Genomic DNA, 25,965 nt, shown 5'->3' on the forward strand with positions numbered 1-25,965 from the left:
GGCGAGACGTCTTGTACCTCTACATCGAGACATTGAAGCAGAGACTGGATGCGATCAATCAGCTACGCGTCGATCGCGCCCTGGCGGCTATGAAGCCCGCGTTTCAACGGGTATACAGTCTGCTGCCCACCTTACTGCACCACCATCACCCGCTGATGCCGGGTTACCTGAACGGTAACGTTCCCCACGGCATTTGCCTCTACACGCCTGATGAAACTCAACAAGATTACCTGAACGATTTAGAAGACAAATGGGGCAGCCCGTTTGACAAACCGGCCAGCGGCGAGCTGCCGATCACCGGCGTCTATTCGATGGGCAGCACCTCGTCTATCGGCCAAAGCTGCAGCTCGGATCTCGACATCTGGGTCTGCCACCAGTCCTGGCTGGACAACGAAGAACGCACCCGCCTGCAGCAAAAATGCAGCCTGCTTGAGAAGTGGGCCGCCTCGATGGGGGTGGAAGTCAGCTTCTTCCTGATCGACGAAAACCGCTTCCGCCATAATGAAAGCGGCAGCCTGGGCGGCGAAGACTGCGGCTCGACGCAGCATATCCTGTTGCTCGACGAATTCTACCGCACCGCGGTGCGCCTGGCCGGCAAGCGCATCCTGTGGAACATGGTGCCGGGTGAAGAAGAAGCGCACTACGATGAATACGTGCTGTCGCTGTACGCGCAGGGCGCGCTGACGCCGAACGAGTGGCTGGATCTTGGCGGCCTGAGTTCGCTGTCGGCGGAAGAGTACTTCGGCGCCAGCCTGTGGCAGCTGTACAAGAGCATCGATTCGCCTTACAAGGCGGTGCTGAAGACCCTGCTGCTGGAAGCCTATTCCTGGGAATATCCCAATACCCAATTGCTGGCGACGGACATCAAACATCGCCTGCATCAGGGCGAGATCGTCAGCTTCGGGCTCGACGCCTACTGCATGATGCTTGAGCGCGTCACCCGCTACCTGACCGACATCAACGACACCACCCGCCTCGATCTGGCCCGCCGCTGTTTCTACCTGAAAGTGTGTGAAAAGCTGTCGCTGGCCAAGGCCTGCGTCGGCTGGCGGCGCGAGATCCTCAGCCAGCTGGTCAGCGAATGGGGCTGGAGCGAAGAGCGTCTGGCGATGCTGGACAACCGCGCCAACTGGAAAATCGAACGGGTGCGCGAAGCGCATAACGAGCTGCTCGACGCGATGATGCAGAGCTACCGCAACCTGATCCGTTTCGCCCGCCGCAACAACCTCAGCGTCAGCGCCAGCCCGCAGGATATCGGCGTGCTGACCCGCAAACTGTACGCGGCGTTCGAAGCGCTGCCCGGCAAGGTGACGCTGGTGAACCCGCAGATTTCGCCGGACCTGTCGGAAAACGACTTAACCTTTATTCACGTGCCGGTTGGCCGCGCCAACCGCACCGGCTGGTACCTGTATAATCAGGCGCCGGCCATGGATTCTATTGTCAGCCATCAGCCGCTGGAATATAACCGCTACCTGAACAAGCTGGTGGCCTGGGCCTATTTCAACGGCCTGCTGACGCCGCAGACCCGCCTGCACATCAAGAGCGGCAACCTGTGCGACACCGCCAAGCTGCAGGAGCTGGTGGCCGACGTTTCTCATCACTTCCCGCTGCGCCTGCCGGCGCCGACGCCGAAAGCGCTGTACAGCCCGTGCGAAATTCGCCATCTGGCGATCATCGTCAATCTGGAAAACGATCCGACCGCCGCCTTCCGCAATCAGGTGGTGCATTTCGATTTCCGCAAGCTGGACGTGTTCAGCTTCGGCCAGCAGCAGCAGTGCCTGGTAGGCAGCATCGATCTGCTGTACCGCAACTCCTGGAACGAAGTGCGCACCCTGCATTTCAGCGGCGAGCAGTCGGTGCTGGAAGCGCTGAAAACCATTCTCGGCAAAATGCACCAGGACGCCGCGCCGCCGGAGTCGGTGGAAGTGTTCTGCTACAGCCAGCACCTGCGCGGCCTGATCCGCACCCGTATCCAGCAGCTGGTGTCGGAGTGCATCGAGCTGCGCCTGTCCAGCACCCGCCTGGAGCCCGGCCGCTTCAAGGCGGTGCGCGTCGCCGGGCAGACCTGGGGGCTGTTCTTCGAGCGCCTGAGCGTATCGGTGCAAAAGCTGGAGAACGCGGTGGAGTTTTACGGCGCCATCTCCAACAACAAGCTGCACGGCCTGTCTATCAAGGTGGAAACCGATCAGGTGCATTTGCCGCCGGTGGTGGACGGCTTCGCCAGCGAGGGGATCATCCAGTTCTTCTTCGAAGACACCTCAGATGACAAGGGCTTCAATATCTATATTCTGGACGAGTCGAATCGGGTGGAGGTGTACCACCACTGCGAGGGCAGTAAAGAGGAGCTGGTGCGCGACGTCAGCCGCTTCTATTCATCCTCGCACGATCGCTTCACCTACGGCTCCAGCTTCATCAACTTCAACCTGCCGCAGTTCTATCAGATCGTGCAGCTCGACGGGCGCACGCAGGTGATCCCGTTCCGCAGCAACGTGCTGTCCAGCCTGTGCGTGACGGTGGCCGATGGCGCCGCGCAGCCGCTGAAACAGCAGTTCCAGCTGCATTGACGCCGCAAGGGCTCGGTTGCCGAGCCCTGCTTAGCCTCAGGAAAAACGCAATTCCTCGCCGGCCTGCGCGCTGGCCGCTTCGCTGAGCAGCTGGTAAAACGGCTGCCCGCTGCGATCGCATAGCCAAACGCCGTCGCGGTAGTTGAAGTGGTAACCGCCGGCCTTGGTGGCGAGCCACACCTGGTGCAGCGGCTCCTGGCGGTTGATGACGATTTTGGTGCCGTTTTCGAAGCTCAGCGTCATTACGCCACCATTGGTTTCGTAATCGATATCCGCATCGCCGTCAAAATCGTCCAGTGTCTCTTCAATATTCAGCATCAGCTGGTCGGCCAACTGGTGAAACTCGCTGTCGTTCATATTCAATTCCTATTGCTTTTCATGATCCACCTGCGATTATAGAGACCTTGGACGCATGAATTACAGGCATTAATGCAAATGAAAAAACAACTACGCTATGCGCTGATGGCCGTTCTGGTTACCGGCCTCGCCGGCTGTGGTCTGAAAGGCCCGCTTTACTTCCCGCCTGCCGACCCCGCCAGCCAAAAACCGGCCAAGCCGCCGGTGCAAACGGGCGATCAGGTGCAAAAGAACCAGCAGGAGCAGTCTGGCTCTCAGCAAAAACCGTCGATGGTCGACCAGTAACACCCTGTTTACGGTGGCGAGCGCCGCCGTAAAATCAAGACGGATAGCGCGTCCAGATAGCGGAGTATGATATGCAGTTCTCCAAAATGCACGGTCTGGGCAACGACTTTATGGTGGTCGATGCCGTTACACAGAATGTCTATTTTTCACCTGAGCTGATCCGCCGGCTGGCCGATCGGCACCTGGGCGTCGGCTTTGACCAGATGCTGGTGGTAGAACCGCCTTACGATCCCGAGCTGGATTTTCACTACCGAATTTTCAACGCCGACGGCAGCGAAGTGGCGCAGTGCGGCAACGGCGCGCGCTGCTTCGCGCGCTTTGTGCGGCTGAAAGGGCTGACCAACAAACGCGACATCCGCGTCAGCACCCAAACCGGGCGCATGGTGCTCAGCGTCACCGACGACGATCTGGTGTGTGTCAACATGGGCGAGCCTAATTTCGATCCGCAGGCGGTGCCGTTCCGCGCCGCCAAGGCTGAAAAGACCTACATCATGCGCGCGGCGGAACACACCGTGCTGTGCGGCGTGGTGTCGATGGGCAACCCGCATTGTGTTTTGCAGGTGGACGATGTAAAAACCGCCAAGGTGGAGCTGCTCGGGCCGGTGCTGGAAGGGCATGAGCGCTTCCCGGAACGGGCCAACATCGGCTTTATGCAGGTGGTCAGCCGCGATCATATCAAGCTGCGCGTTTACGAGCGCGGCGCCGGCGAAACGCAGGCCTGCGGCAGCGGCGCCTGTGCGGCGGTGGCGGTGGGGATCCAACAGGAATTGCTGTCAGAAGAGGTGCATGTAGAACTGCCGGGCGGCAGCCTGCATATTCGCTGGAAAGGGCCGGGCAACCCGCTGTTTATGACCGGCCCGGCAACCCATGTCTATGACGGATTTATTCATCTATGAAAAGCGTAGAAGAACAGAGCGTCGCCGGCCTGGCGCTGGATGACGACACCGTGATGCAGTACCTGCTGCAGAACCCGGATTTCTTTATTCGCAACGCGCGCCAGGTTGAGCAGATGCGCGTGCCTCACCCGGTGCGCGGCACCGTTTCGCTGGTGGAATGGCATCTGGCCCGCCAGCGCAATCACATCGAGCGGCTGGAAGAAGAGATCACGCTGCTGATGGAGCAGGCCAGCGCCAACGAAGGGCTGTTCGCCCGGTTGTTGCACCTGCAGGCCGATCTGGCCACCGCCGACAGCCTGCAGGACATGCTCAACCGGCTGCAGCGCTGGGCGCGCGGTTTTGGTTTGGCCGGCGCCACGGTGCGCCTGTTCGCCGAGCGCTGGAAGATCGGCGCGCCTTCCGATTTCACCCATCTGGCGCTGACGCGTTCGGCGTTCGAGCCGTTTCGCATTCAGCGGCTGGGCAGCGAACAACATTACCTCGGCGGCCTGAACGGCCCCGAACTGCTGCTGCTGTTGCCGCAGGCCAAACAGATTGGCCAGATTGGCTCGGTGGCGCTGTCGATGCTGGGCGACGATGGCGAACTGGGCATGGTGATCTTCAGCAGCCGCGATACGCAACATTATCAGCAGGGCATGGGCACGGTGATGCTCAATCAACTGGCGCGCATGCTGCCGGCGCTGCTGGAACGCTGGGTCGAACGCGCATGACGCCGATTGCGCCCAGCCTGCAGCAGCCGGTGGACGCTTTTCTGCGTTATCTCAAGGTAGAACGGCAACTCAGCCCGCTGACGCAGCTTAGCTATTCGCGCCAGCTGGCGGCGCTGATGCGCCTGGCGCAGGAGATCGGCGTCACCGACTGGACGGAGCTGGACGCCGCCCGGGTGCGCATGCTGGCGGCGCGCAGCAAACGCGCCGGCCTGCAGTCCGCCAGCCTGGCGCTGCGGCTCTCTTCATTGCGCAGTTTCCTCGACTGGCTGGTCAGCCAGGGCGTATTGCACGCCAACCCCGCCAAAGGCATCCGCACGCCGCGCAGCGGCCGCCATCTGCCGAAAAACATCGACGTCGATGAAATGAACCAGCTGCTGGAGATCGATCTCAACGATCCGCTGGCGGTGCGCGATCGCGCCATGCTGGAGGTGATGTACGGCGCCGGTCTGCGCCTCTCCGAACTGGTGGGGCTGGATTGCCGCCATGTCGATATGGCGGCCGGCGAGGTGTGGGTGATGGGGAAAGGCAGTAAAGAGCGCAAATTGCCGATCGGGCGCACCGCCGTCACCTGGCTGGAACACTGGCTGGCGATGCGCGATCTGTTCGGGCCGGAAGATGACGCGATGTTCCTGTCCAATCAGGGGCGGCGCATCTCGACGCGCAACGTGCAAAAGCGCTTCGCCGAATGGGGCGTGAAACAGGGCGTCAACAGCCATATTCACCCGCACAAGCTGCGTCACTCCTTCGCCACTCACATGCTGGAGTCGAGCGGCGATCTGCGCGCGGTGCAGGAGCTGCTCGGCCACGCCAACCTGACCACCACGCAAATTTATACCCACCTCGACTTTCAACATCTGGCGAACGTGTACGATGCCGCGCATCCGCGCGCCAAACGGGGGAAATCCTGATGCATTTTTATCGCCCGCTGCGCCCGCTGGCGGCGCTGACTTTCGATCTGGACGACACGCTGTATGACAATCGCCCGGTGATCCGGCAAACCGAACAACAGTCGGTGGCCTTCCTGCAGAGCTACCATCCCGGTCTGAACAGCTTCCAGTCGGCGGATTTCCACCGCCTGCGCCAGGAGCTGCGCGAACAGGATCCGGAGATCTACCACGACGTCACCCAGTGGCGCTGGCGCGCCATTCATCTGGCGCTGAGCCGGCAGGGGCTGCGCGATGCCGACGCGGCGATCGGGGCCGATGCGGCCATGCAAAACTTCGCGCTGTGGCGCAGCCGCATCGAGGTGCCGCAAGCGACCCACGCCACGCTGAAGGCGCTGGCCGCGCGCTACCCGCTGGTGGCGATCACCAACGGCAACGCCGATCCGGCGCAGTGCGGCCTGGACGGTTATTTCCAGTTCGTGTTGCGCTCCGGGCCGGACGGGCGCGCCAAGCCGTATCAGGACATGTATCACCTGGCCGTCGAGCGGCTGGGCGTGGCGCCCGAGCAGATCCTGCACGTGGGCGACGATCTGACCACCGACGTCGCCGGCGCGCTGCGCGCGGGGCTGCAGGCCTGTTGGATCAACGATCGGCAACGCTGCCTGATGCAGGCCGCCGACAGCCGCCTGCTGCCGCATATTGAGATTTCGCAGTTGGCATCGCTGACAGCATTGTTATAATCCCTGCCAGAACTCTGTATAAATTTCCAGTGAAAAACCCGTCAGCGGCGGGTTTTCCCTTAACCATTAGTGGTGCCTATGGACGTCTCCGATCTGCTCGACAGCCTGAATGAAAAACAACGTGAAGCCGTGGCGGCGCCGCGCAGCAACCTGTTGGTTCTGGCCGGAGCGGGCAGCGGCAAGACGCGGGTGCTGGTGCATCGCATCGCCTGGCTGCTGTCGGTGGAGAACTGCTCGCCGTATTCGATCATGGCGGTGACCTTCACCAACAAGGCGGCGGCGGAAATGCGCCACCGTATCGAACATCTGATCGGCACCAGCCAGGGCGGCATGTGGATCGGCACCTTCCACGGCCTGGCGCATCGTCTGTTGCGCGCCCACCACCTGGAAGCCAACCTGCCGCAGGATTTCCAGATCCTCGACAGCGACGACCAGCTGCGGCTGCTCAAGCGCATCATCAAGGCGCTGAACGTTGACGAGAAGCAGTGGCCGCCGCGTCAGGCGATGTGGTACATCAACGGTAAGAAAGACGAGGGTCTGCGCCCGCAGCACGTCGAGACCTACAACAACCCGGTAGAGGCCACCTGGCTGCGCATCTACCAGGCCTATCAGGAAGCCTGCGATCGCGCGGGGCTGGTGGATTTCGCCGAGCTGCTGCTGCGCGCGCACGAGCTGTGGCTGAACAAGCCGCATATCCTCAACCACTACCGCGAACGTTTCACCAACGTGCTGGTGGACGAATTCCAGGATACCAACAGTATCCAGTACGCCTGGATCCGCCTGCTGGCGGGCGGCAATAGCAACGTGATGATCGTCGGCGACGATGACCAGTCGATCTATGGCTGGCGCGGCGCGCAGGTGGAAAACATCCAGCGCTTCCTGAAAGATTTCCCCGGCGCGGAAACCATCCGCCTGGAGCAGAACTACCGTTCCACCAGCAACATCCTGAAAGCGGCCAACACCCTGATCGCCAACAACGACGGGCGCATGGGCAAAAACCTGTGGACCGAAGGCGGCGAAGGCGAACCGATCTCCATCTACTGCGCCTTCAACGAACTCGACGAAGCGCGCTTCGTGGTCAACCGCATCAAGACCTGGCAGGACAACGGCGGGGCGCTGAACGACTGCGCCATCCTGTACCGCAGCAACGCCCAGTCGCGCGTGCTGGAAGAGGCGCTGCTGCAGACGGCGATGCCGTACCGCATCTACGGCGGCCAGCGCTTCTTCGAACGCCAGGAAATCAAGGATGCGCTGGCTTACCTGCGCCTCATTTCCAACCGCAACGACGACGCAGCCTTCGAGCGCGTGGTCAACACCCCGACGCGCGGCATCGGCGATCGCACCCTCGACGTGGTGCGCCAGGCGGCGCGCGATCGCCAGCTGACGCTGTGGCAGGCGACGCGTGAGCTGATGCAGGACAAGGTGTTGGCCGGCCGCGCTGCATCGGCGCTGCAGCGCTTTATCGAACTGGTGGAGTCGCTGGCGCACGAAACCGCCGACATGCCGCTGCACGTGCAGACCGACCGGGTGATCCGCGATTCCGGGCTGTTCATCATGTATGAGCAGGAGAAAGGCGAAAAGGGGCAGGCGCGCATCGAAAACCTTGAGGAATTGGTGACGGCGACGCGCCAGTTCAGCTATCAGGACGAAGATCAGGATCTGATGCCGCTGCAGGCGTTCCTGTCGCATGCGGCGCTGGAAGCGGGCGAAGGCCAGGCCGACGCCTATCAGGACGCGGTGCAGCTGATGACCCTGCACTCGGCCAAAGGGCTGGAGTTCCCGCTGGTGTTTATCGTCGGCATGGAAGAGGGCATGTTCCCGAGCCAGATGTCGCTGGATGAAGGCGGCCGTCTGGAGGAGGAGCGCCGCCTGGCCTATGTGGGCGTAACGCGCGCCATGCAGAAGCTGACGCTGACCTATGCCGAAACGCGCCGTCTGTATGGCAAAGAGGTTTACCACCGGCCGTCGCGCTTTATCGGCGAACTGCCGGAAGAGTGCGTGGAAGAAGTGCGCCTGCGCGCCAGCGTATCGCGCCCGGTCAATCACCGCCGCATGGGCACGCCGATCAGCGAGAACGATACCGGCTACAAGCTGGGCCAGCGCGTGCGCCATCCCAAGTTTGGCGAAGGCACCATCGTCAATCTGGAGGGCAGCGGCGAGCACAGCCGGCTGCAGATCGCCTTCCCGGGCGAGGGCATCAAGTGGCTGGTGGCGGCCTACGCTCGCCTGGAAACGGTATAAAAGAGAGGGGCGCGTTGCAGGGGGCAGCCCCTGCAATCGTTCAGGATCAGTGAGGGTAGCGATCGCCGACCTGCGCGGTGGCATACCAGCGCATCACCGCTTCGGTGCCTTCACCGCCTTCCTGCGGTGCCCACGGCATGCAGTCCTCTTCGGTCAACGCCTGATACGGGCCCTGCTTTACTTCGAACACCACGCCGCCGGCATCGACCGACAACACCGCATGCCAGGTAAATGCCGGCATCTCCAGCACTTTGGTTTCTTCGCCGAGCAGGGTGCGCTGCGTCACGACGCCGTCATCGTTGAACTGCAGCACGACAAAACGGCCGCGCAGCGGCGTCAGCAGTTCCCAGGTTTGCGGGTGACGGTGCGGGCGGATATAGGTGCCGGGTTCCATGGCGATCGCCAGGCGTTGCACCGGGTCGCTCAACTCTTCGTGTAAGGTGCGGTGCGCGCGCAGGCGGGGCACGCTGGCGGCCTGTTCGCTCATCGCGGTCAGTTCATGGGCGGTAATCTGTTTCATCGTTTAAATCCGCATGCTTGTCGTACCATTAGGGTGATGTCATCTTAGCAACATTCTTGGTGGCGGTAAGCGATCGCCGCGACTTTTTCAGTACGGTTTAGGCGCCATTTTTGCCATTGAACATCGTGATGATTTGTTGCGCAATTATCCCGCCTAACGTGTTGACAGGCTTTTTCTTCTCGGCGTAACATGCGCGCACTATTATCATTGAGGACAGACGCCTTGGACACACCCAGTAGATACTGGCTCACTGACCTGCGCCGCAGGTATAACTTCTAAGGCTCTCCGTTTTTGCTGATAGCCTTCGTGGTTGTCGGCGACCCCGCAAAGCGTCGCTATGAGTCAGATCTCTTCATGGTCTGAAACAAATTGGTGATACGCATCCCCTCTGTTTCTGTGCTTCAACGCGTTGTCCGCACCCGTTACCTTCACGGAGTTTTGGCACATGCTGAGCGCTTTTAAATTAGATAACCGCCGCTTGTCCCGTCTGGAGCTGGACGACTCGGATGATCTCACGTCATCGCTGTGGGTTGATCTGGTCGAGCCGGAAGAGGGCGAGCGTGAGCGCGTGCAGAATGAGCTGGGACAAAGCCTGGCGACGCGTCCCGAACTGGACGACATCGAAGCCTCCGCCCGTTTCTTCGAAGATGAAGACGGTCTGCATATCCACTCCTTCTTCTACTTTGAAGATGCGGAAGATCACGCCGGCAACTCCACGGTGGCGTTCACCATCCGCGACGGCCGCCTGTATACCCTGCGCGAGCGTGAACTGCCGGCGTTTCGCCTGTACCGCATGCGCGCCCGCAACCAGACCATGCTCGAAGGCAACGCCTACGAACTGCTGCTGGATCTGTTCGAAACCAAGATTGAACAGCTGGCGGACGAGATAGAGAACATCTACAGCGATCTGGAACAGCTCAGCCGGGTGATCATGGAAGGGCATCAGGGCGATGAATACGACGCCGCGCTATCGACGCTGGCGGAGCTGGAAGATATCGGCTGGAAGGTGCGTTTGTGTCTGATGGATACCCAGCGCGCGCTCAACTTCCTGGTGCGCAAGGCGCGTCTGCCGACCGGCCAGCTGGAGCAGGCGCGTGAAGTGCTGCGCGACATCGAATCCCTGCTGCCGCACAACGAATCGCTGTTCCAGAAGGTGAACTTCCTGATGCAGGCGGCGATGGGCTTCATCAACATCGAGCAGAACCGCATCATCAAGATCTTCTCGGTGGTGTCGGTAGTGTTCCTGCCGCCGACGCTGGTGGCCTCCAGCTACGGCATGAACTTCGAATTCATGCCGGAGCTGAAATGGTCGTTCGGCTACCCGGGCGCCATCACCTTGATGATCCTGGCCGGTCTGGCCCCTTACCTGTACTTCAAGCGCAAGAACTGGCTGTAACCCGGCGGCGCCGGGCTCAGCGCAGCTTGCGCTGGGTGTAGAGCGCGTCGAGGGTGAACAGGATCAGCGCCGCCCAGATAAAGCCGAAGGTCACCAGTTTGTCCTGGCCGACGGTTTCGCCGTAGAAGGTGATCGCCAGCAAGAACATCAGCGTCGGGCCGAGATACTGGAAGAAACCGAGCGTCGACAGGCGCAGCCGGGTGGCCGCCGCGGTGAAGCACAGCAGCGGCACGGTGGTGACGATGCCGGCGGCGACCAGCAGCAGGTTCAGCGACCACGGGTTGGCGCTCAGGTGGCTGGTGGGGCTGTCGGCGAACAGGAACAGATAGGCCGCCGCCACCGGCAGCAGCCACAGCGTTTCGATCAGCATGCCGGTCTGGGCGTCGATGGCGATTTTCTTGCGCAGCAGGCCGTAGAAGGCGAAGCTGAACGCCAGCCCCAGACCGATGATCGGCAACGAACCGAACTGCCAGAGCTGCACCAGCACCCCGGTGAACGCCAGCGCCACCGCCACCCACTGCATGCGGCGAAAGCGCTCGCCGAGAAACAGCATCCCCAACAGCACGTTAACCAGCGGGTTGATGAAGTAGCCCAGGCTGGCTTCCAGCATATGGTGGTTGTTCACCGCCCAGATGAACAGCAGCCAGTTGCCGCCGATCAACAGCGCGGTGACCGCCAGCAGCAGCAGCCGTTTGCGATTTTGGCAGGCGGCGCGCACTTTCGGCCAGTTGCGGCCCAGCGTGATCAGCGCCAGCATGAAGAAAAACGACCAGATGATCCGGTGGGTGAGGATCTCGTCCGCGGATACTTGCTGAATCAGTTTGAAATAGGCCGGGGCGATGCCCCACATAAAATAGGCGGCCAGGGCGAAGAAAATGCCCTGACGCGTTTGCTTTGCGTCCATGACGTCACTCGGTGGGGAACGTAAGATGCGGTGAGTGTACTGAAGACGCCCACCGCACACAATCATCAGCCGACCAGATAGGTGGCGGTCGCGGTCGCGATATGCAGGCCGTCGTGGTTATGCAGTTCTACGCGCGCGACGGCGACCTTATTGCCGCTGCGCAGCACGCTGGCGGAGGCGACGAAGTGTTCGCCGCGGCCGGGGCGCAGGTAGTCGACGCGCAGATCGATGGTGCCCATGCGCGACAGTTTGGCGGCGATCTCTTCTTCGATCAGCGGCTCCATGCGCGTCAGCACCCCGCCGGCGCAGGCCAGCCCGGCGGCGACGTCGAGCACCGCGGCGATCACGCCGCCGTGCAGAATTTCCTGTGCGGCGTTGCCCACCAGCTTGCGCTGGTTGGTGAAGCTCAGCTCGACGTAATCATCGTCGAAGCGGCGCAGCTCCAGGCCAAGCTCGCGGTTGAACGGCATGTGGTAGACAAAGATTTCGCCGATCTTGCGGCGGGCGGCTTCCAGGGTCAGTGGTGTGGTCGACATAGCGGGTTTCCGTTTTTCTTTTGCGTTTTAAGGGAGCTAACTGGTCAGTCCAGGTTAATGGAATGTTGATTTTATGCTTAACCTTTGTTGCTTTCCAGACTATTCCAATAAAACCGGCCTGCGCTGCGGTAAAGCCTCCTTTGTGTGTAAAATGGCCTGATTTTTTCCGGGATTGCCCTTTTTCGTTGGAGTGAGGAGAGGTTATGCGCATTTTGTCAGGGATCGTTTCCGCCACGCTGCTGATGCCGGCGCTGGCATTGGCTGCGGAAGCCAAAGAGCAGCAGATTCACGATAAGCCGGCGGTGCGCGGCAGCATTATCGCCAACCTGCTGCAGGAGCACGATAATCCGTTCACGCTGTACCCTTACGATCCCAATTACCTGCTGTATACCGACACCAGCGATATCAACCAAGAGGCCATCAAGACATACAACTGGGCCGACAAGGCGCGCAAGGACGAGGTGAAATACCAGCTTAGCCTGGCGTTTCCGCTGTGGCGGGGCATTGCCGGCGACAACTCGGTGCTCGGCGCGTCTTATACTCAGCGCTCCTGGTGGCAATTGTCCAACCGCGGCGAGTCTTCGCCGTTCCGCGAGACCAACTACGAGCCGCAGCTGTTCGTGGGGTGGGCGACCGATTACCGCTTTGCCGGTTGGACGCTGCGCGATGTTGAAATCGGCGTTAACCATCAATCCAACGGCCGCTCGGACCCGACGTCGCGCAGCTGGAATCGCGGCTATGCGCGGCTGATGGCGCAAAACGGCAACTGGCAGGTGGATCTCAAGCCCTGGTTCCGTTTCTCGGAGAGCTCGAGCAACGACGACAACCCGGACATCACCAAATACATGGGATACTACCGGCTGAAGGTCGGTTACGCCTGGGGCGACAGCGTGTTCAGCGTCGACAGCCATTACAACTGGAACAGCGGCTACGGCGGCGCGGAACTGGGCTGGAGCTATCCGATTACCCGCAACGTGCGTTTCTATACCCAGGTGTTCAGCGGCTACGGCGAATCGCTGATCGACTATAACTTCCGGCAGACACGGGTGGGCGTTGGTGTCATGCTGAACGATATTATGTAATCATACCCGGTGGGTGTGTACCGATGAAAAAATGGGGAAGTGTGTGTCAACCGCAGCAGTGATTAACAGAGAGTTGCTGGCCGAGCAGGTATTGCGCGATACCTTCGGCTACCAGCAATTCCGTCCGGGCCAACAAACGATTATCAACGCCGCGATCGGCGGGCAGGATTGCCTGGTGGTGATGCCGACCGGCGGCGGCAAGTCGCTGTGTTACCAAATCCCGGCGCTGGTGATGGACGGCCTGACCCTGGTGGTTTCCCCGCTGATCTCGCTGATGAAGGACCAGGTCGACCAACTGTTGGCCTACGGCGTTTCCGCCGCCTGCTACAACTCGACGCAAACCCGCGAGGAGCAGTTGGACGTCATGGCCGGCTGCCGCAACGGCACCATTAAGATGCTGTACATCGCGCCGGAACGGCTGATGATGGAAAGCTTCCTCAACCTGCTCGACCACTGCCCGCCGGCGATGCTGGCGGTGGATGAGGCGCACTGTATTTCGCAGTGGGGCCATGACTTCCGGCCGGAATATCGCGCGCTGGGTCAGCTGAAACAGCGCTTCCCGTCGATGCCGGTGATCGCGCTGACCGCCACCGCCGACGAGTCCACCCGCGGCGATATCGTGCGCCTGCTGTCGTTGCAGGATCCGCTGGTGCAGGTCAGCAGCTTTGACCGGCCGAACATCCGCTACACGCTGGTGGAAAAATTCAAGCCGCTCGATCAGCTGTGGCGCTTCGTGCAGGATCAGCGCGGCAAGAGCGGCATTATCTATTGCAACAGCCGCGCCAAGGTGGAAGACACCGCCGCGCGTCTGCAGAGCCGCGGGCTGAGCGTCGGCGCCTACCACGCCGGGCTGGACAACGATCGCCGTGCGCAGGTGCAGGAAGCGTTCCAGCGCGACGATCTGCAGGTGGTGGTGGCCACCGTCGCCTTCGGCATGGGCATCAACAAACCCAACGTGCGCTTCGTGGTGCATTTCGACATTCCGCGCAATATCGAATCCTATTATCAGGAGACCGGCCGCGCCGGGCGCGACGGTCTGCCGGCCGAAGCCATCCTGCTGTACGATCCGGCCGACATGGCCTGGCTGCGCCGCTGTCTGGAGGAAAAACCCGCCGGGCAGCAGTTGGACATCGAGCGCCACAAGCTGAACGCCATGGGCGCGTTCGCCGAGGCGCAAACCTGCCGCCGCCTGGTGCTGCTCAACTACTTCGGCGAAGGCAAGCACGAGAACTGCGGCAACTGCGATATCTGCCTCGATCCGCCCAAGCGCTATGACGGGCTGGAGGATGCGCGCAAGGCGCTGTCCTGCGTGTACCGCGTCGGCCAGCGCTTCGGCCTGGGGTACATCGTGGAAGTGCTGCGCGGCTCCAACAACCAGCGCATTCGCGAATACGGCCACGATAAGCTGCCGGTGTACGGCATCGGCCGCGATCAGACCACCGAACACTGGACCAGCGTGCTGCGCCAGCTGATCCACCTGGGCTTTATCACCCAGAACATCGCCATGCACTCGGCGCTGCAATTGACCGAGGCGGCGCGCCCGGTGTTGCGCGGCGAAGTGGCGCTGCAGCTGGCGGTGCCGCGTATCCAGAGCCTGAAGTCGCGCGGCAGCGCCAACCAAAAATCCTACGGCGGCAATTACGATCGCAAGCTGTTCGCCAAGCTGCGCAAACTGCGCAAATCGATCGCCGATGAAGAAAACATTCCGCCCTACGTGGTGTTCAACGACGCCACGCTGCTGGAAATGGCCGAACAGATGCCGATCAAGGCCGGCGATCTGCTGAGCGTCAACGGCGTCGGCCAGCGCAAACTGGAGCGTTTCGGCGCGCCCTTTATGGCGATGATCCGCGACCATCTCGACAATGATGAAGACTGAGGGCAATAAATCATGCTGATGCTGTTTCTCACCGTGGCGCTGGTGCATCTGATTGCGCTGATGAGCCCGGGGCCGGACTTCTTTTTCGTGTCGCAAACCGCCGCCAGCCGCTCGCGCCGCGAGGCGATGATGGGCGTGGTCGGCATTTCTCTCGGCATCGTGGTATGGGCCGGCGTGGCGTTGATGGGGCTGCATCTGATCCTGCAGAAGATGGCCTGGCTGCATCAGATAATCATGGTCGGCGGCGGCATTTACCTGTGCTGGATGGGGTGGCAATTGCTGCGTTCCGCGCGGGCGCAGCAAGCGCAGCCGGCGGCGGAGGCCCAAGTAGCGTTGCCGAAGGCCGGGCGCAGCTTTATTCGCGGCTTCCTGACCAATCTGTCCAACCCGAAGGCGGTGATCTATTTCGGCAGCGTGTTCTCGCTGTTCGTCGGCGACAGCGTCGGCGCCGGGGCACGCTGGGGACTGTTCCTGCTGATCGTCGCCGAGACCTTCGTCTGGTTCAGCCTGGTGGCGGTGGTGTTCGCGCTGCCGGCGATGCGCCGCGGCTACCAGCGGTTGGCCAAGTGGATCGACGGGGTGGCGGGCGTGCTGTTCACCGGCTTCGGGTTACACCTGATCTTTACCCGCTGACCGGCAGTGACATGCCCAAGGCCGAGCAGCGATGCCCGGCCTTTTTTTCAGGCCTTGCGGGCGGTCGCCAGCAGCCCCGCCACCAGAATGAACAGCGAGCCGAACAGCCGGTTGAGCAGCTGCATTTGGCGCGGCGTTCTCAGCCAGCCGGCGATGCGCGTCGCCAGGGTGGCGTAACCGATCATCACCAGAATATCCACCACCACGGTGGTGACGCCGAGCACCAGATACTGCTCGGCCTGCGGCTGATTGGGCAAAATGAACTGCGGGAACAGCGCGGCGAGGAACACGATGCTTTTCGGGTTGGTCAGGTTGACCAGCACCGCGCGGCGGAACAGACGGCGGCGCGGCATGCTGCCCGCCAGCGCATGCAGATCCAGCGCCCCGGCGGCGCGCCATTGCTGGATGCCGAGCCACACCAGGTAGGCGGCGCCAAGCCATTTCAGCAGCTCGAACGCCAGCAGCGATTGCGATATCAGCGCACCGAGGCCGATGCCTACCAGCACGATGTGCGCGCTCAGCCCGACCTGCAGCCCGGCGATCGACGCGGCGGCGCCGCGATAGCCGTGGCTGATGCCGGTGCTCATGGTGTTGATGGCGCCTGAGCCGGGGGACAGGCTGAGGATAAGCGTGGTCAGCAGATAGGTTAACCACCAGTCCAAGGTCATGGTTCTCGGCTCCCTGAAAGTGTCGTTTTGTGCCACAATGCGCCGAGGCGGCGCCGTTTTTTGTAAGAATTGAATCACAATACGCTAGTATGATTTCTTGTGCCAGCGGTCACATTTTCCGCCGGCCCCACAGGGAAAACGCTCTCGATGACCTCGTTCACTCTCAGCTCCGATGACTGGTTAACGCGTGAAACGCAGTTCGCTGCCTTCGCCACCGGGCCGCTGTTGGACTTCTGGCGGCTGCGGGAAGAGGGCGAGTTCAGCGGCGTGGACGGCGTGCCGATCCGCTTTGTGCGTTTCAGTTCCGCGCGGCATCAGCGGGTGGTGGTGGTCAGCCCCGGCCGCATCGAAAGCTACGTGAAATACCCCGAGGTGGCCTACGATCTGTTCCACTGCGGTTACGACGTGGTGATCGTCGATCATCGCGGCCAGGGGCGCTCCGGCCGTTTACTGGCGGATACGCACCGCGGTCATGTGGTAAACTTCGCCGACTACGTGGACGATTTCGAGCAGCTTTGGCAGCGCGAGGTCGAATCGCGCGGTTATCGGCAGCGCTTCGCGCTGGCGCATTCGATGGGCGGCGCGATACTGGCGCAGTTCCTGCAGCGCCGGCCGCAGGCGTTCGACGCGGCGGCGTTTTGCGCGCCGATGTTCGGCATCCAGTTGCCGATGCCGGATTGGCTGGCCGACCGCATTCTCGACTGGGCGGAGAGCCGCCCGGCGATCCGCGACTATTACGCGGTGGGCACCGGCCAGTGGCGGCCGCTGCCGTATGTGGTCAACGTGTTGACCCACAGCCGCGAACGCTACCGGCGCAGCCTGCGCTATTACGCCGATTACCCCGAGCTGCAGGTGGGCGGGCCGACCTACCATTGGGTGAGGGAGAGCATCCGCGCCGGCCGGCAGATTATCGCTCGGGCCGGGGCGATCACAACGCCGCTGTTGCTTTTGCAAGCCGGTGAAGAACGAGTCGTCGACAACCGTTCGCACCAGGCTTTTTGTCAGGCTCTGTCAGACGCGGGGCGCCCTTGCGAAGGGGGGCTTCCGTGGGTTATCAACGGCGCACGCCATGAGATCCTGTTCGAGCGGGACGCGATGCGCGCCGAAGCACTGAACGCAATCCTGCGCTTCTTTGCTCAACACTTAGGCGGCGCGCTGCCGCCGACAACTCCATCAGAGGTTAGAACATAACGCTATGTATCACGTCGTCGCTTCCGATTTAGATGGCACGCTGCTGTCTCCCGACCATACCCTGTCGCCGTACGCCAAAGAAACGCTGAAGTTGCTGACCCAGCGCGGCGTGCATTTCGTGTTCGCCACCGGCCGCCACCATATCGACGTGGCGCAGATCCGCGACAGCCTGGAGATCAGCGCCTTTATGATCACCTCCAACGGCGCGCGGGTGCACAACACCGCCGGCGAGCTGATTTTCAGCCACAACCTGGACGAGGATATCGCCCGCGATCTGTACGGCATGCTGCACGACGATCCGGAGATCACCACCAACGTCTACCGCAACGATGATTGGTTTACCAACCGCGAAAGCCCGGAGCAGGAAGAATTCTTCCAGGAGTCGGTGTTCAAATATCAGCTGTTCGAACCGGGCCTGCTGGAAACCGACGGCGTCTGCAAGGTCTACTTCACCTGCGAAGATCACGAGCGGCTGCTGCAGGTGGAAGACGCCATCAACGCGCGCTGGGGCGATCGGGTCAACGTCAGCTTCTCGTTCCCGACCTGCCTGGAAGTGATGGCGGGCGGCGTGTCGAAAGGGCATGCGCTGGAAGAAGTGGCCAAGATCATCGGCTATACGCTGCAAGAGTGCATCGCCTTCGGCGACGGCATGAACGATCTGGAGATGCTGTCGATGGCCGGCAAGGGCTGCATCATGCGCGACGCGCATCAGCGCTTGAAGGATATGTTGCCGGAGCTGGAAGTGATCGGCTCCAACGTCGATAACGCGGTGCCGCACTACCTGCGCAAGATGTTCCTCTGACATAACCCGGACGTTTCTCGGAAATAACAAGGGCGCCTTGCGGCGCCCTTGGCATTACTTGTGCTGGCCCTGCTTCTGCAGGAACTGCACGCCCTTGTCCGGGAAGTCGGTGAACACGCCGTCGACGCCGGCCTGGTTGTAAATCACGTCATACAGCTGGTTCACGTTGGTCACGTACTTCGGCAGCGCATCGGCGCGGATGGTAAACGGATGCACCGCCAGCTTGCTGGCGTGCGCTTCTTTCACCATGTCGGTCAGCACGATGTGGCCCGGCTTGGATTTATCCGCCACCACCAGCATGTGGTAGTCCGGCCCGATGCCGTCGGCATACTGAGCGATTTTCTGCATCGCGCCCGGCTTGAACATCCAGTCGTAGTCGTACTCTACCCACTTGCCGTCGGCTTTCTGCTCGTAGGTTTCCTGCCAGTCGTTATAGGCGATCAGCTGCACCAGCTTCAGATCCATGCCCAGCTTCGGCTCCAGCTCGTTCTTGATGCGTTTGAGCTCGTTGGCGTCGAAGCACTGCAGGTATACGTTGTCGTTTTTGCCGGTGTAGCCGTATTGCTTGAGCACCGCCAGCACTTTGCTGGAGATGTCCTTGCCTTCCTGTTTGTGGAACCACGGCGCCTTGATTTCAGGGTAGATGCCGATGTTCTTGCCGGTCGAATGGTTCAGACCCTGCACGAACTCGATCTCTTCCTGGAAGGTGTGTACGCGGAAGTCGGATTTGCCCATCGGGAAGCGGCCAGGGTAGCCCTGCACCTTCTTGCCGTTTTCGATTTCAAAGCCTTCGGTGAACTTCAGCGATTTGATCTCCGCCAGCGTAAAGTCGATGGCGTAATAACGGCCGTCCTTGCGCGCGCGGTCCGGGAAGCGTTCGGCAACGTCGGTGACGCGATCGAGGTAATGGTCGTGCAGCACCACCAGCTCGTTGTCTTTGGTCATCACCAGATCTTGTTCGAGGTAATCGGCGCCCTGCGCGTAGGCCATCGCCTTCGCCGGCAGGGTGTGTTCCGGCAGGTAGCCGCTGGCGCCGCGGTGGGCGATCACTACTTTGTCCGCCGCCTGCGCGGCGCTGACCATTGAGGTAGCGAGAATGATCCCTGTCAGCAGGGCTTTGACTTGAGTCCGCATTCCGTTTTCTCCGTGTTGTTGGGGGCAGGGTAGTAAAAAGGCCGCAGGGCGGCCTTTAAATCATGCAAAAGTCGTGTGACGGTTAGCCGCGCTTGCCGGCAGCGATTTCCGCGTGGTGTTTCTTTTCGTTCAGCATGGTCAGCAGCAGCAGGATAACCGCCAGCACGCCGCCGCCGATCATCACCATGAAGCCGCCGTCCCAACCGAAGAAGTCTACGGTGTAGCCGACGATGGCGCTGGCCGCAACCGAGCCGCCCAGGTAGCCGAACAGGCCGGTGAAGCCTGCGGCTTTCTTCGGCGCCAGCTCCAGCGCGTGCAGGCCGATCAGCATTACCGGGCCGTAGATCAGGAAGCCGATGACCAGCATACAGATCATGTCCACGGTCGGGTTGCCCGGCGGGTTCATCCAGAACACCACGGTGGCGATGGTCACCAGCGTCATGAAGAACACGCCGGTGGCGCCGCGGTTGCCTTTGAACACTTTGTCCGACATCCAGCCGCACAGCAGGGTGCCCGGGATACCGGCGTATTCATACAGGAAGTAAGCCCAGGAAGACTTGTCCAGCGCGAAGTGCTTCACTTCTTTCAGGTAGGTCGGCGACCAGTCCAGAATGCCGTAACGCAGCAGATAGACGAACACGTTGGCGACCGCGATGTACCACAGCAGCTTGTTCGGCAGGATGTACTGCATGAAGATCTGCTTGGCGGTCAGCTCTTCTTCGTCTTTTTCGCTGTAGTCGTCCGGGTAGTCGTTTTTGTACTCTTCAATCGGCGGCAGGCCGCAGGATTGCGGGGTGTCGCGCATCAGGCCGAAGGCGATCAGGGCCACCAGGATGGCGCCGAAGGCCGGCATGTACAGCGCCGCGTGCCAGTCGTTGAACCAGGCCATACCCAGCAGGAACAGCAGCGGTGGCAGGCCGCCACCCACGTTGTGGGCGCAGTTCCAGATGGAGACGATGCCGCCGCGTTCTTTCTGCGACCACCAGTGCACCATGGTGCGGCCGCACGGCGGCCAACCCATGCCCTGGAACCAGCCGCACAGGAACAGCAGGACGAACATGATGGCGATGCTGGAGGTGGCCCACGGCACGAAGCCCATGAACAACATCACCGCCGCCGCCAGGATCAGGCCGGCAGGCAGGAACACTCGCGGGTTGGAACGGTCGGAGACCGAACCCATGATGAATTTGGAGAAGCCGTAGGCGATGGAAATGCCCGACAGCGCGAAGCCGAGGTCACCGCGGCTGAAGCCTTGTTCGATCAGGTAAGGCATGGCCAGGGTGAAGTTCTTACGCACCAGATAGTAAGCGGCGTAACCGAAGAAGATCCCCAGGAAAATTTGCCAGCGCAGCTTACGGTAGAGCGGGTCTACCTTATCGCTCGGCACACGGGCGATGTGTGCGGCCGGCTTAAAAATACTCAACATGAGCGCCTCCGATGGCTTTATCTGTTATCACATCAATATGACCTTTTACGTTCATTTGATGATTGAGCGGATATCGAATGTGGTGTTTTTGTGTTCCATAACGAGCGCCATTGTCGTCAAATACGCCTGGTGTCGCTGTGACGAATGGCGCAATTGTTACACTTTTATGAAACCACGGCGGATTTTGAGCGATTCGTTAACGTTATGAAATAGAAAAACGTCCAAAAATCGTGATTATGATCACATTGATGGTTTTTTGTGGACATTTTTATTTCGTTTGATGTTCGTTCTTGTTCCTTATCAAACAAAGACCCTTATAACCGTGGCTCAATAGGCTCATAACTACCGATCCTGAGGGAGCGACATGAGCAGCTATTTTGACGGCGGCGAAACGGATGTGATCATCATCGGCGGCGGCGCCACCGGCGCAGGCATCGCCCGCGACTGCGCGCGGCGCGGCTTGCGCTGCATTTTGCTGGAGCGCCACGACATCGCTACCGGCGCCACCGGCCGCAACCACGGTTTGCTGCACAGCGGCGCGCGCTATGCGGTGACCGACGGCGAGTCGGCGCGCGAGTGCATCGAAGAAAACCGCATCCTGAAACGCATCGCCCACCACTGCATCGAGCGCACCGATGGGCTGTTCATCACCCTGCCGCAGGACTCGCTGGACTATCAGCAACAGTTTATCGCCGCCTGTCGCCAGGCCGACATCAACGCCGAAGCGATCGACCCGCAGCTGGCGCTGCGGCTGGAACCGGCGGCTAACCCGGCGCTGATCGGCGCGGTGCGCGTGCCGGACGGCACCGTCGATCCCTTCCGGCTGACCGCCGCCAACATGTTGGACGCGCGCGAGCACGGCGCGCAGATCCTGACCTACCACCAGGTGGTGGGATTGTTGCGCAGCGGCGATCGGGTGACGGGCGTGCGCGTTTACGACCATCAGAATCAGCGGCGCTATGCGCTGCATGCGCCGGTGGTGGTCAACGCCGCCGGCATCTGGGGCCAGCAGATCGCCGAATACGCCGATTTGCGCATCCGCATGTTCCCGGCCAAGGGGGCGCTGTTGATCCTCGGCCACCGCATCAACAACATGGTGATCAACCGCTGCCGCAAACCGGCAGACGCCGACATCCTGGTGCCGGGCGACACCATCTCGCTGATCGGTACTACCTCGACCCATATCGACTACGACCAAATTGACAACATGCTGGTGACCCCGCAGGAAGTGGATATTCTGATCCGCGAGGGGGCGCTGTTGGCGCCCACCCTGGCGCAGACCCGCATTCTGCGCGCCTACGCCGGGGTACGGCCGTTGGTGGCCAGCGACGACGACCCCAGCGGGCGCAACGTCAGCCGTGGCATCGTGCTGCTCGATCACGCCGCCCGCGATGGGCTGGAAGGGTTTATCACCATCACTGGCGGCAAGCTGATGACCTACCGCCTGATGGCGGAGTGGGCCACCGACAAGGTGTGCGAAAAGCTTGGCGTAAACCGGCCGTGCACCACCGCGCAGGATGCGTTGCCCGGCTCCCGCCAGTCGGCGGAGGAGACGGTGCGCAGCGTGGTTTCTCTGCCCGCCAGCATTCGCGGCTCGGCAATTTACCGCCACGGCGACCGCGCCAGCCAGGTGCCGGCGGCCGATCGGCTCGACACCAGCCTGGTGTGCGAATGCGAGGCGGTGACCGCCGGGGAAGTGCGTTATGCGGTCAACTCGCTGACCGTCAATAACCTGGTGGATCTGCGCCGCCGCACCCGCGTCGGCATGGGTACCTGCCAGGGCGAACTCTGCGCCTGCCGCGCCGCCGGGCTGCTGACGCGCTTTAATGTCAGCACGCCGCAGCAGTCCATCGCGCAGCTGTCGCAGTTCCTCAACGAACGGTGGAAAGGCGTACGGCCGATCGCCTGGGGCGATGCGCTGCGCGAGAGTGAATTTACCAGCTGGGTTTACCAGGGGCTATGCGGGCTTGAGGCCCAGGCCGACAAGGAGCAGGAGGCGGATGATGCGATTTGACGTAGTGGTGATTGGCGGCGGCCTGGCGGGCCTGAGCTGCGCCATTGCCGTGGCCGAACAGGGCAAGCGCTGTGCGGTGGTCAGTTCCGGCCAGAGCGCGCTCTACTTCTCCTCCGGCTCGCTCGACCTGCTGGCGAGATTGCCGGACGGCACGCCGGTCGAGATGCCGCTGGCGGCGCTACCGCAGCTGGCGCAGCAGGCGCCGCAGCATCCGTATGCCCTGATCGGGCCCGGCCGGGTGGCGGCGCTGTCCGCCGCCGCGCAGCGGCTGTTGGAGCGCTGCGGGCTGAACCTGCAGGGCGAGGGCACCAACAACCATCTGCGCATTACGCCGCTCGGCACGCGCCGCGCCACCTGGCTCAGCCCGCAGGCGATCCCGACGCTGCCGCTGGCCGGCCAACTGCCGTGGCGGCGCATTGCGGTGATCGGCATCGAAGGTTTCCTCGACTTCCAGCCGCAGATGGCCGCCGACTCTCTGAGCCGGGAGCTCGGCGTAGAGACGGAGGTGGCCTATCTGCACATGCCGGCGCTGGACAGATTGCGCAATAACCCCAGCGAGTTCCGCGCGGTAAACATCGCCCGGGTGCTGGATTTGATGGAAAGCCTGCCGCCGATGGCCGAGGAACTGCGGCGGTTGGCGGGGGCAGCCGACGCGCTCTTTCTGCCGGCCTGTTTGGGATTGGAGGACGACGCGTCGCTGGCGGTGCTGCAGGATGCGGTCGGCAAGCCGATCCGGCTGCTGCCGACGCTGCCGCCTTCGGTGCCCGGCATGCGCTTGCATCAGGCGCTGCGGCGGCGTTTTCAACAGCTGGGCGGCGTTTTCATGCCCGGCGACAGCGTGCTGCGCGCCGAGTGCGAAGCCGGCCGCGTCACGGGCCTGTATACCCGCAACCACGGTGATATTCCGCTGCGGGCGCAGCAGGTGGTGTTGGCCAGCGGCAGCTTCTTCAGCAACGGGCTGGTGGCGGATTTCGACGGGGTGCGCGAGCCGATCTTCGGGCTGGACGTACACAGCCGCGCGGCTCGCGCCGACTGGAGCCGGCGCGAGCTGTTCGCGCCGCAGCCTTATCTGCAATTTGGCGTGCGCACCGACGGCAGGCTGCGGGCGATGAAGCAGGGCATGCCGTTCGACAATCTGTACGCCATCGGCGCGGTCGCCGGCGGCTACGATCCGCTGCAGCAAGGCTGCGGCGCCGGCGTGTCATTGATCGGTGCGCTGCACGTCGCGCAGCAGATCGCCGCGGAGGAAAACGCATGAGCCTGCATCAGGACCACAGCTTTGAAAGCTGCATCAAATGCACCGTCTGCACCACCTACTGCCCGGTCGCCAAAGTGAACCCGCTCTATCCGGGGCCGAAACAGGCGGGGCCGGACGGCGAGCGGCTGCGGCTGAAAGATCCGGCGCTGTACGACGAAGCCTTGAAATACTGCACCAACTGCAAACGTTGTGAAGTGGCCTGCCCGTCCGACGTCAAAATCGGCGATATCATTCAGCGCGCCCGCGCCGACTTCGCCCAGAGCAAGCCGACGCTGCGCGACGCCATCCTCAGCCACACCGACATCATGGGCTCGCTGTCGACGCCGTTCGCGCCGATCGTCAACGCCGCCACCGGGCTGAAACCGGTGCGCAAGCTGCTGGACAAGGCGCTGAAGATCGATCACCGGCGAGAACTGCCGAAATACTCGTTCGGCACCTTCCGCCGCTGGTACCGGCAACAGGCGCAGGCTCAGCGGCGCTATGCCGAGCAGGTGGCGTTTTTCCACGGCTGCTTCGTCAACTATAACCATCCGCAGCTGGGCAAGGATTTGATCCGGGTATTCAACGCGCTGGATATCGGCGTGCAGCTGCTGAAACGCGAGAAATGCTGCGGCGTGCCGCTGATCGCCAACGGGTTTATCGAGCAGGCCAAAAAGCAGGCCAGGGTTAACGCCGAGTCGCTGCATGAAGCGGTGCTTGAGCGCGGCATTCCGGTGGTGGCGACCTCATCGAGCTGCACCTTCACCCTGCGCGACGAATATCCTCATCTGCTGGACGTGGACACCACCCCGGTGCGCGATCGGGTGGAGCTGGCGACGCGCTATCTCTATCGCCTGATCAATCAGGGGCGCAGCCTGCCGCTGAAGCGCACGCCGCTGCGGGTGGCTTATCACACGCCTTGCCATATGGAGAAGATGGGCTGGACCGCCTACACCCTGGAGCTGCTGCGGCAGATACCGGGGCTGGAGCTGGTGGTGCTGGATTCGCAGTGCTGCGGCATCGCCGGCACCTACGGGTTCAAATCGGAGAACTACGCCACCTCGCAAGGCATCGGCGCGCCGCTGTTCCGGCAAATCGAAGAGAGCGGAGTGGATCTGGTAGTGACCGACTGCGAGACCTGCAAATGGCAGATAGAAATGTCCACCAGCAAGCGCTGCGAGCATCCGATCACCCTGCTGGCGCAGGCGCTGGTATAAAAACGAGAGGGCCGGCAAGCCGGCCCTCTGTGGGATTACTGCTTCAGCTTCAGGGTGGAGATGATGCCTTCGGCTTCGGCCTGCGCCTGCTGCTGATTGTCCGCCGGCAGCGTCACCTGAATGGTCAGCATGTTGTTGTTCAGCGAGCCGATCAGGACGGAGGAATAGGCTTTTTCGCCGCCGCTGGTGATGATGCTGTCCAGCTGACGCAGCGGCACGCCGTTGACGTCGAGCGCCTTGTTGGTGATCACCTGCAGGTTGGCGTCACGCGCGCGCTGGGTATTCTCCAGGCGCTTGGCCAGGGTCTCCAGGCTGTCGGCGGTCTTGTCGCCCAGGATCACGATCACCGCGCGCTGGCCGGTGCTGTCTGCGTAAACATGCATGTTGTTGGCCTGGTTGCCCAGCTTGCCGCTCTGATCCGCCATGCCGACCGGCAGGGTGAACGCCAGTTTACCGTCCAGCAGGCTGACCTGCTGCCCGGCCGGCGCGCTGGCCGCCGCGCCGTCAGACGCTGCCTTGGTGTCTTTGGTGTCGCCGTCGCAGGCCGCGAGGCCAAGCGCCAGCAGGCTGATACCCATCAATTTCGCTACTTTACGCATCGGGCTTCCTTCTTCCTTTCCGGTAGGGATTCACTGTCGTATCGCAACCTATT

Annotated in this window: 24 protein-coding genes; 16 read left to right on the top strand and 8 right to left on the bottom strand. The window is 61.9% G+C overall.

What is annotated here, in order from left to right:
* The first annotated feature begins 11 nt into the window (after positions 1–11).
* Positions 12–2,564 carry a class I adenylate cyclase gene (locus tag ACJ8PI_RS19270; RefSeq protein WP_019452546.1) on the top strand — a complete coding sequence of 851 codons (2,553 nt, stop codon included), beginning with the start codon at positions 12–14 and terminating at the stop codon, positions 2,562–2,564.
* Positions 2,565–2,600: 36 nt separating this feature from the next.
* On the opposite strand, the gene cyaY is transcribed toward ACJ8PI_RS19270, so the two are convergent.
* Positions 2,601–2,921: an iron donor protein CyaY gene (gene cyaY, locus ACJ8PI_RS19275; protein WP_015376263.1), complete on the bottom strand. Its 321-nt coding sequence runs from the start codon at positions 2,919–2,921 to the stop codon at positions 2,601–2,603.
* Positions 2,922–2,999: 78 nt separating this feature from the next.
* Here cyaY and lptM point away from each other — a divergent pair, with 78 nt between their 5' ends.
* The 6 genes from lptM (at position 3,000) to uvrD (ending at position 8,677) form a co-directional block, all read left to right on the top strand.
* Positions 3,000–3,206, top strand: a complete 207-nt coding sequence (gene lptM / locus ACJ8PI_RS19280; protein ID WP_004934241.1) for an LPS translocon maturation chaperone LptM — start codon at positions 3,000–3,002, stop codon at positions 3,204–3,206.
* Positions 3,207–3,277: 71 nt separating this feature from the next.
* Positions 3,278–4,102, top strand: coding sequence for a diaminopimelate epimerase (dapF, locus tag ACJ8PI_RS19285; protein ID WP_004934244.1), 825 nt, complete (start codon positions 3,278–3,280; stop codon positions 4,100–4,102).
* Positions 4,099–4,812, top strand: coding sequence for a DUF484 domain-containing protein (locus tag ACJ8PI_RS19290; protein WP_033636652.1), 714 nt, complete (start codon positions 4,099–4,101; stop codon positions 4,810–4,812). The genes dapF and ACJ8PI_RS19290 overlap by 4 nt, the downstream gene beginning before the upstream one ends.
* Positions 4,809–5,720, top strand: a complete 912-nt coding sequence (xerC, locus tag ACJ8PI_RS19295; RefSeq protein ID WP_164134571.1) for a tyrosine recombinase XerC — start codon at positions 4,809–4,811, stop codon at positions 5,718–5,720. Before ACJ8PI_RS19290 ends, xerC begins: the two co-directional genes overlap by 4 nt.
* The gene (gene yigB / locus ACJ8PI_RS19300) at positions 5,720–6,436 is read left to right on the top strand and encodes a 5-amino-6-(5-phospho-D-ribitylamino)uracil phosphatase YigB (protein ID WP_033649639.1); all 717 of its coding nucleotides are present in this window, start codon (positions 5,720–5,722) and stop codon (positions 6,434–6,436) included. The genes xerC and yigB overlap by 1 nt, the downstream gene beginning before the upstream one ends.
* Positions 6,437–6,514: 78 nt before the next feature.
* A complete protein-coding gene (uvrD, locus tag ACJ8PI_RS19305) occupies positions 6,515–8,677 on the top strand; it encodes a DNA helicase II (RefSeq protein WP_033649640.1) in 2,163 nt (720 codons plus the stop codon).
* A gap of 46 nt (positions 8,678–8,723) precedes the next feature.
* On the opposite strand, the gene ACJ8PI_RS19310 is transcribed toward uvrD, so the two are convergent.
* Positions 8,724–9,197 carry a WbuC family cupin fold metalloprotein gene (locus tag ACJ8PI_RS19310; protein WP_033636654.1) on the bottom strand — a complete coding sequence of 158 codons (474 nt, stop codon included), beginning with the start codon at positions 9,195–9,197 and terminating at the stop codon, positions 8,724–8,726.
* Positions 9,198–9,642: 445 nt separating this feature from the next.
* Here ACJ8PI_RS19310 and corA point away from each other — a divergent pair, with 445 nt between their 5' ends.
* On the top strand, positions 9,643–10,593 hold the full coding sequence (corA, locus tag ACJ8PI_RS19315) for a magnesium/cobalt transporter CorA (protein ID WP_004934262.1): 951 nt from the start codon (positions 9,643–9,645) through the stop codon (positions 10,591–10,593).
* A 16-nt stretch (positions 10,594–10,609) separates the two neighbouring features.
* On the opposite strand, the gene rarD is transcribed toward corA, so the two are convergent.
* Both rarD and ACJ8PI_RS19325 read right to left on the bottom strand, forming a co-directional pair.
* Positions 10,610–11,497 (bottom strand): EamA family transporter RarD, encoded by an 888-nt coding sequence (gene rarD, locus ACJ8PI_RS19320; RefSeq protein WP_033636655.1) that lies wholly within the window; start codon positions 11,495–11,497, stop codon positions 10,610–10,612.
* Between the two features lie 65 nt (positions 11,498–11,562).
* Complete coding sequence (locus ACJ8PI_RS19325; protein WP_033636656.1) at positions 11,563–12,033, bottom strand: thioesterase family protein; 471 nt, start codon at positions 12,031–12,033, stop codon at positions 11,563–11,565.
* Between the two features lie 203 nt (positions 12,034–12,236).
* Here ACJ8PI_RS19325 and pldA point away from each other — a divergent pair, with 203 nt between their 5' ends.
* The 3 genes from pldA to rhtC are packed head-to-tail and all read left to right on the top strand — an operon-like array spanning position 12,237 to position 15,624.
* Positions 12,237–13,115 carry a phospholipase A gene (gene pldA / locus ACJ8PI_RS19330; RefSeq protein ID WP_039568129.1) on the top strand — a complete coding sequence of 293 codons (879 nt, stop codon included), beginning with the start codon at positions 12,237–12,239 and terminating at the stop codon, positions 13,113–13,115.
* A gap of 43 nt (positions 13,116–13,158) precedes the next feature.
* Positions 13,159–14,991: an ATP-dependent DNA helicase RecQ gene (gene recQ / locus ACJ8PI_RS19335; protein ID WP_033636658.1), complete on the top strand. Its 1,833-nt coding sequence runs from the start codon at positions 13,159–13,161 to the stop codon at positions 14,989–14,991.
* 12 nt (positions 14,992–15,003) lie between these two features.
* Positions 15,004–15,624 carry a threonine export protein RhtC gene (gene rhtC, locus ACJ8PI_RS19340; protein WP_016929486.1) on the top strand — a complete coding sequence of 207 codons (621 nt, stop codon included), beginning with the start codon at positions 15,004–15,006 and terminating at the stop codon, positions 15,622–15,624.
* Between the two features lie 47 nt (positions 15,625–15,671).
* On the opposite strand, the gene rhtB is transcribed toward rhtC, so the two are convergent.
* On the bottom strand, positions 15,672–16,292 hold the full coding sequence (gene rhtB / locus ACJ8PI_RS19345; RefSeq protein ID WP_004934282.1) for a homoserine/homoserine lactone efflux protein: 621 nt from the start codon (positions 16,290–16,292) through the stop codon (positions 15,672–15,674).
* Between the two features lie 147 nt (positions 16,293–16,439).
* Here rhtB and pldB point away from each other — a divergent pair, with 147 nt between their 5' ends.
* Complete coding sequence (pldB, locus tag ACJ8PI_RS19350) at positions 16,440–17,483, top strand: lysophospholipase L2 (protein ID WP_033654016.1); 1,044 nt, start codon at positions 16,440–16,442, stop codon at positions 17,481–17,483.
* Positions 17,484–17,487: 4 nt separating this feature from the next.
* A complete protein-coding gene (yigL, locus tag ACJ8PI_RS19355) occupies positions 17,488–18,285 on the top strand; it encodes a sugar/pyridoxal phosphate phosphatase YigL (RefSeq protein ID WP_033636660.1) in 798 nt (265 codons plus the stop codon).
* 54 nt (positions 18,286–18,339) lie between these two features.
* Here the strand turns inward: yigL and glpQ are convergent, their stop codons facing one another.
* Together glpQ and glpT are read right to left on the bottom strand one after the other, a co-directional pair.
* Positions 18,340–19,419, bottom strand: a complete 1,080-nt coding sequence (gene glpQ, locus ACJ8PI_RS19360; RefSeq protein ID WP_041037198.1) for a glycerophosphodiester phosphodiesterase — start codon at positions 19,417–19,419, stop codon at positions 18,340–18,342.
* Between the two features lie 82 nt (positions 19,420–19,501).
* Positions 19,502–20,845: a glycerol-3-phosphate transporter gene (gene glpT, locus ACJ8PI_RS19365; RefSeq protein WP_442528147.1), complete on the bottom strand. Its 1,344-nt coding sequence runs from the start codon at positions 20,843–20,845 to the stop codon at positions 19,502–19,504.
* A gap of 364 nt (positions 20,846–21,209) precedes the next feature.
* On the opposite strand from glpT, the gene glpA reads away from it, so the two are divergent.
* Genes glpA through glpC form a run of 3 tightly spaced genes read left to right on the top strand, consistent with a single transcriptional unit; the run spans position 21,210 to position 25,313 of the window.
* The gene (gene glpA, locus ACJ8PI_RS19370; RefSeq protein WP_060423410.1) at positions 21,210–22,859 is read left to right on the top strand and encodes an anaerobic glycerol-3-phosphate dehydrogenase subunit A; all 1,650 of its coding nucleotides are present in this window, start codon (positions 21,210–21,212) and stop codon (positions 22,857–22,859) included.
* The gene (glpB, locus tag ACJ8PI_RS19375) at positions 22,849–24,117 is read left to right on the top strand and encodes a glycerol-3-phosphate dehydrogenase subunit GlpB (protein WP_164134586.1); all 1,269 of its coding nucleotides are present in this window, start codon (positions 22,849–22,851) and stop codon (positions 24,115–24,117) included. Before glpA ends, glpB begins: the two co-directional genes overlap by 11 nt.
* Positions 24,114–25,313 carry an anaerobic glycerol-3-phosphate dehydrogenase subunit GlpC gene (gene glpC / locus ACJ8PI_RS19380; protein WP_033654019.1) on the top strand — a complete coding sequence of 400 codons (1,200 nt, stop codon included), beginning with the start codon at positions 24,114–24,116 and terminating at the stop codon, positions 25,311–25,313. Before glpB ends, glpC begins: the two co-directional genes overlap by 4 nt.
* Before the next feature lie 35 nt (positions 25,314–25,348).
* On the opposite strand, the gene ACJ8PI_RS19385 is transcribed toward glpC, so the two are convergent.
* Positions 25,349–25,912 carry a DcrB family lipoprotein gene (locus tag ACJ8PI_RS19385; protein ID WP_033636670.1) on the bottom strand — a complete coding sequence of 188 codons (564 nt, stop codon included), beginning with the start codon at positions 25,910–25,912 and terminating at the stop codon, positions 25,349–25,351.
* Positions 25,913–25,965: the final 53 nt, after the last annotated feature.

The organism is Serratia sp. CY82433, assembly GCF_052166535.1.
Classification (GTDB): Bacteria; Pseudomonadota; Gammaproteobacteria; order Enterobacterales; family Enterobacteriaceae; genus Serratia; species Serratia sarumanii.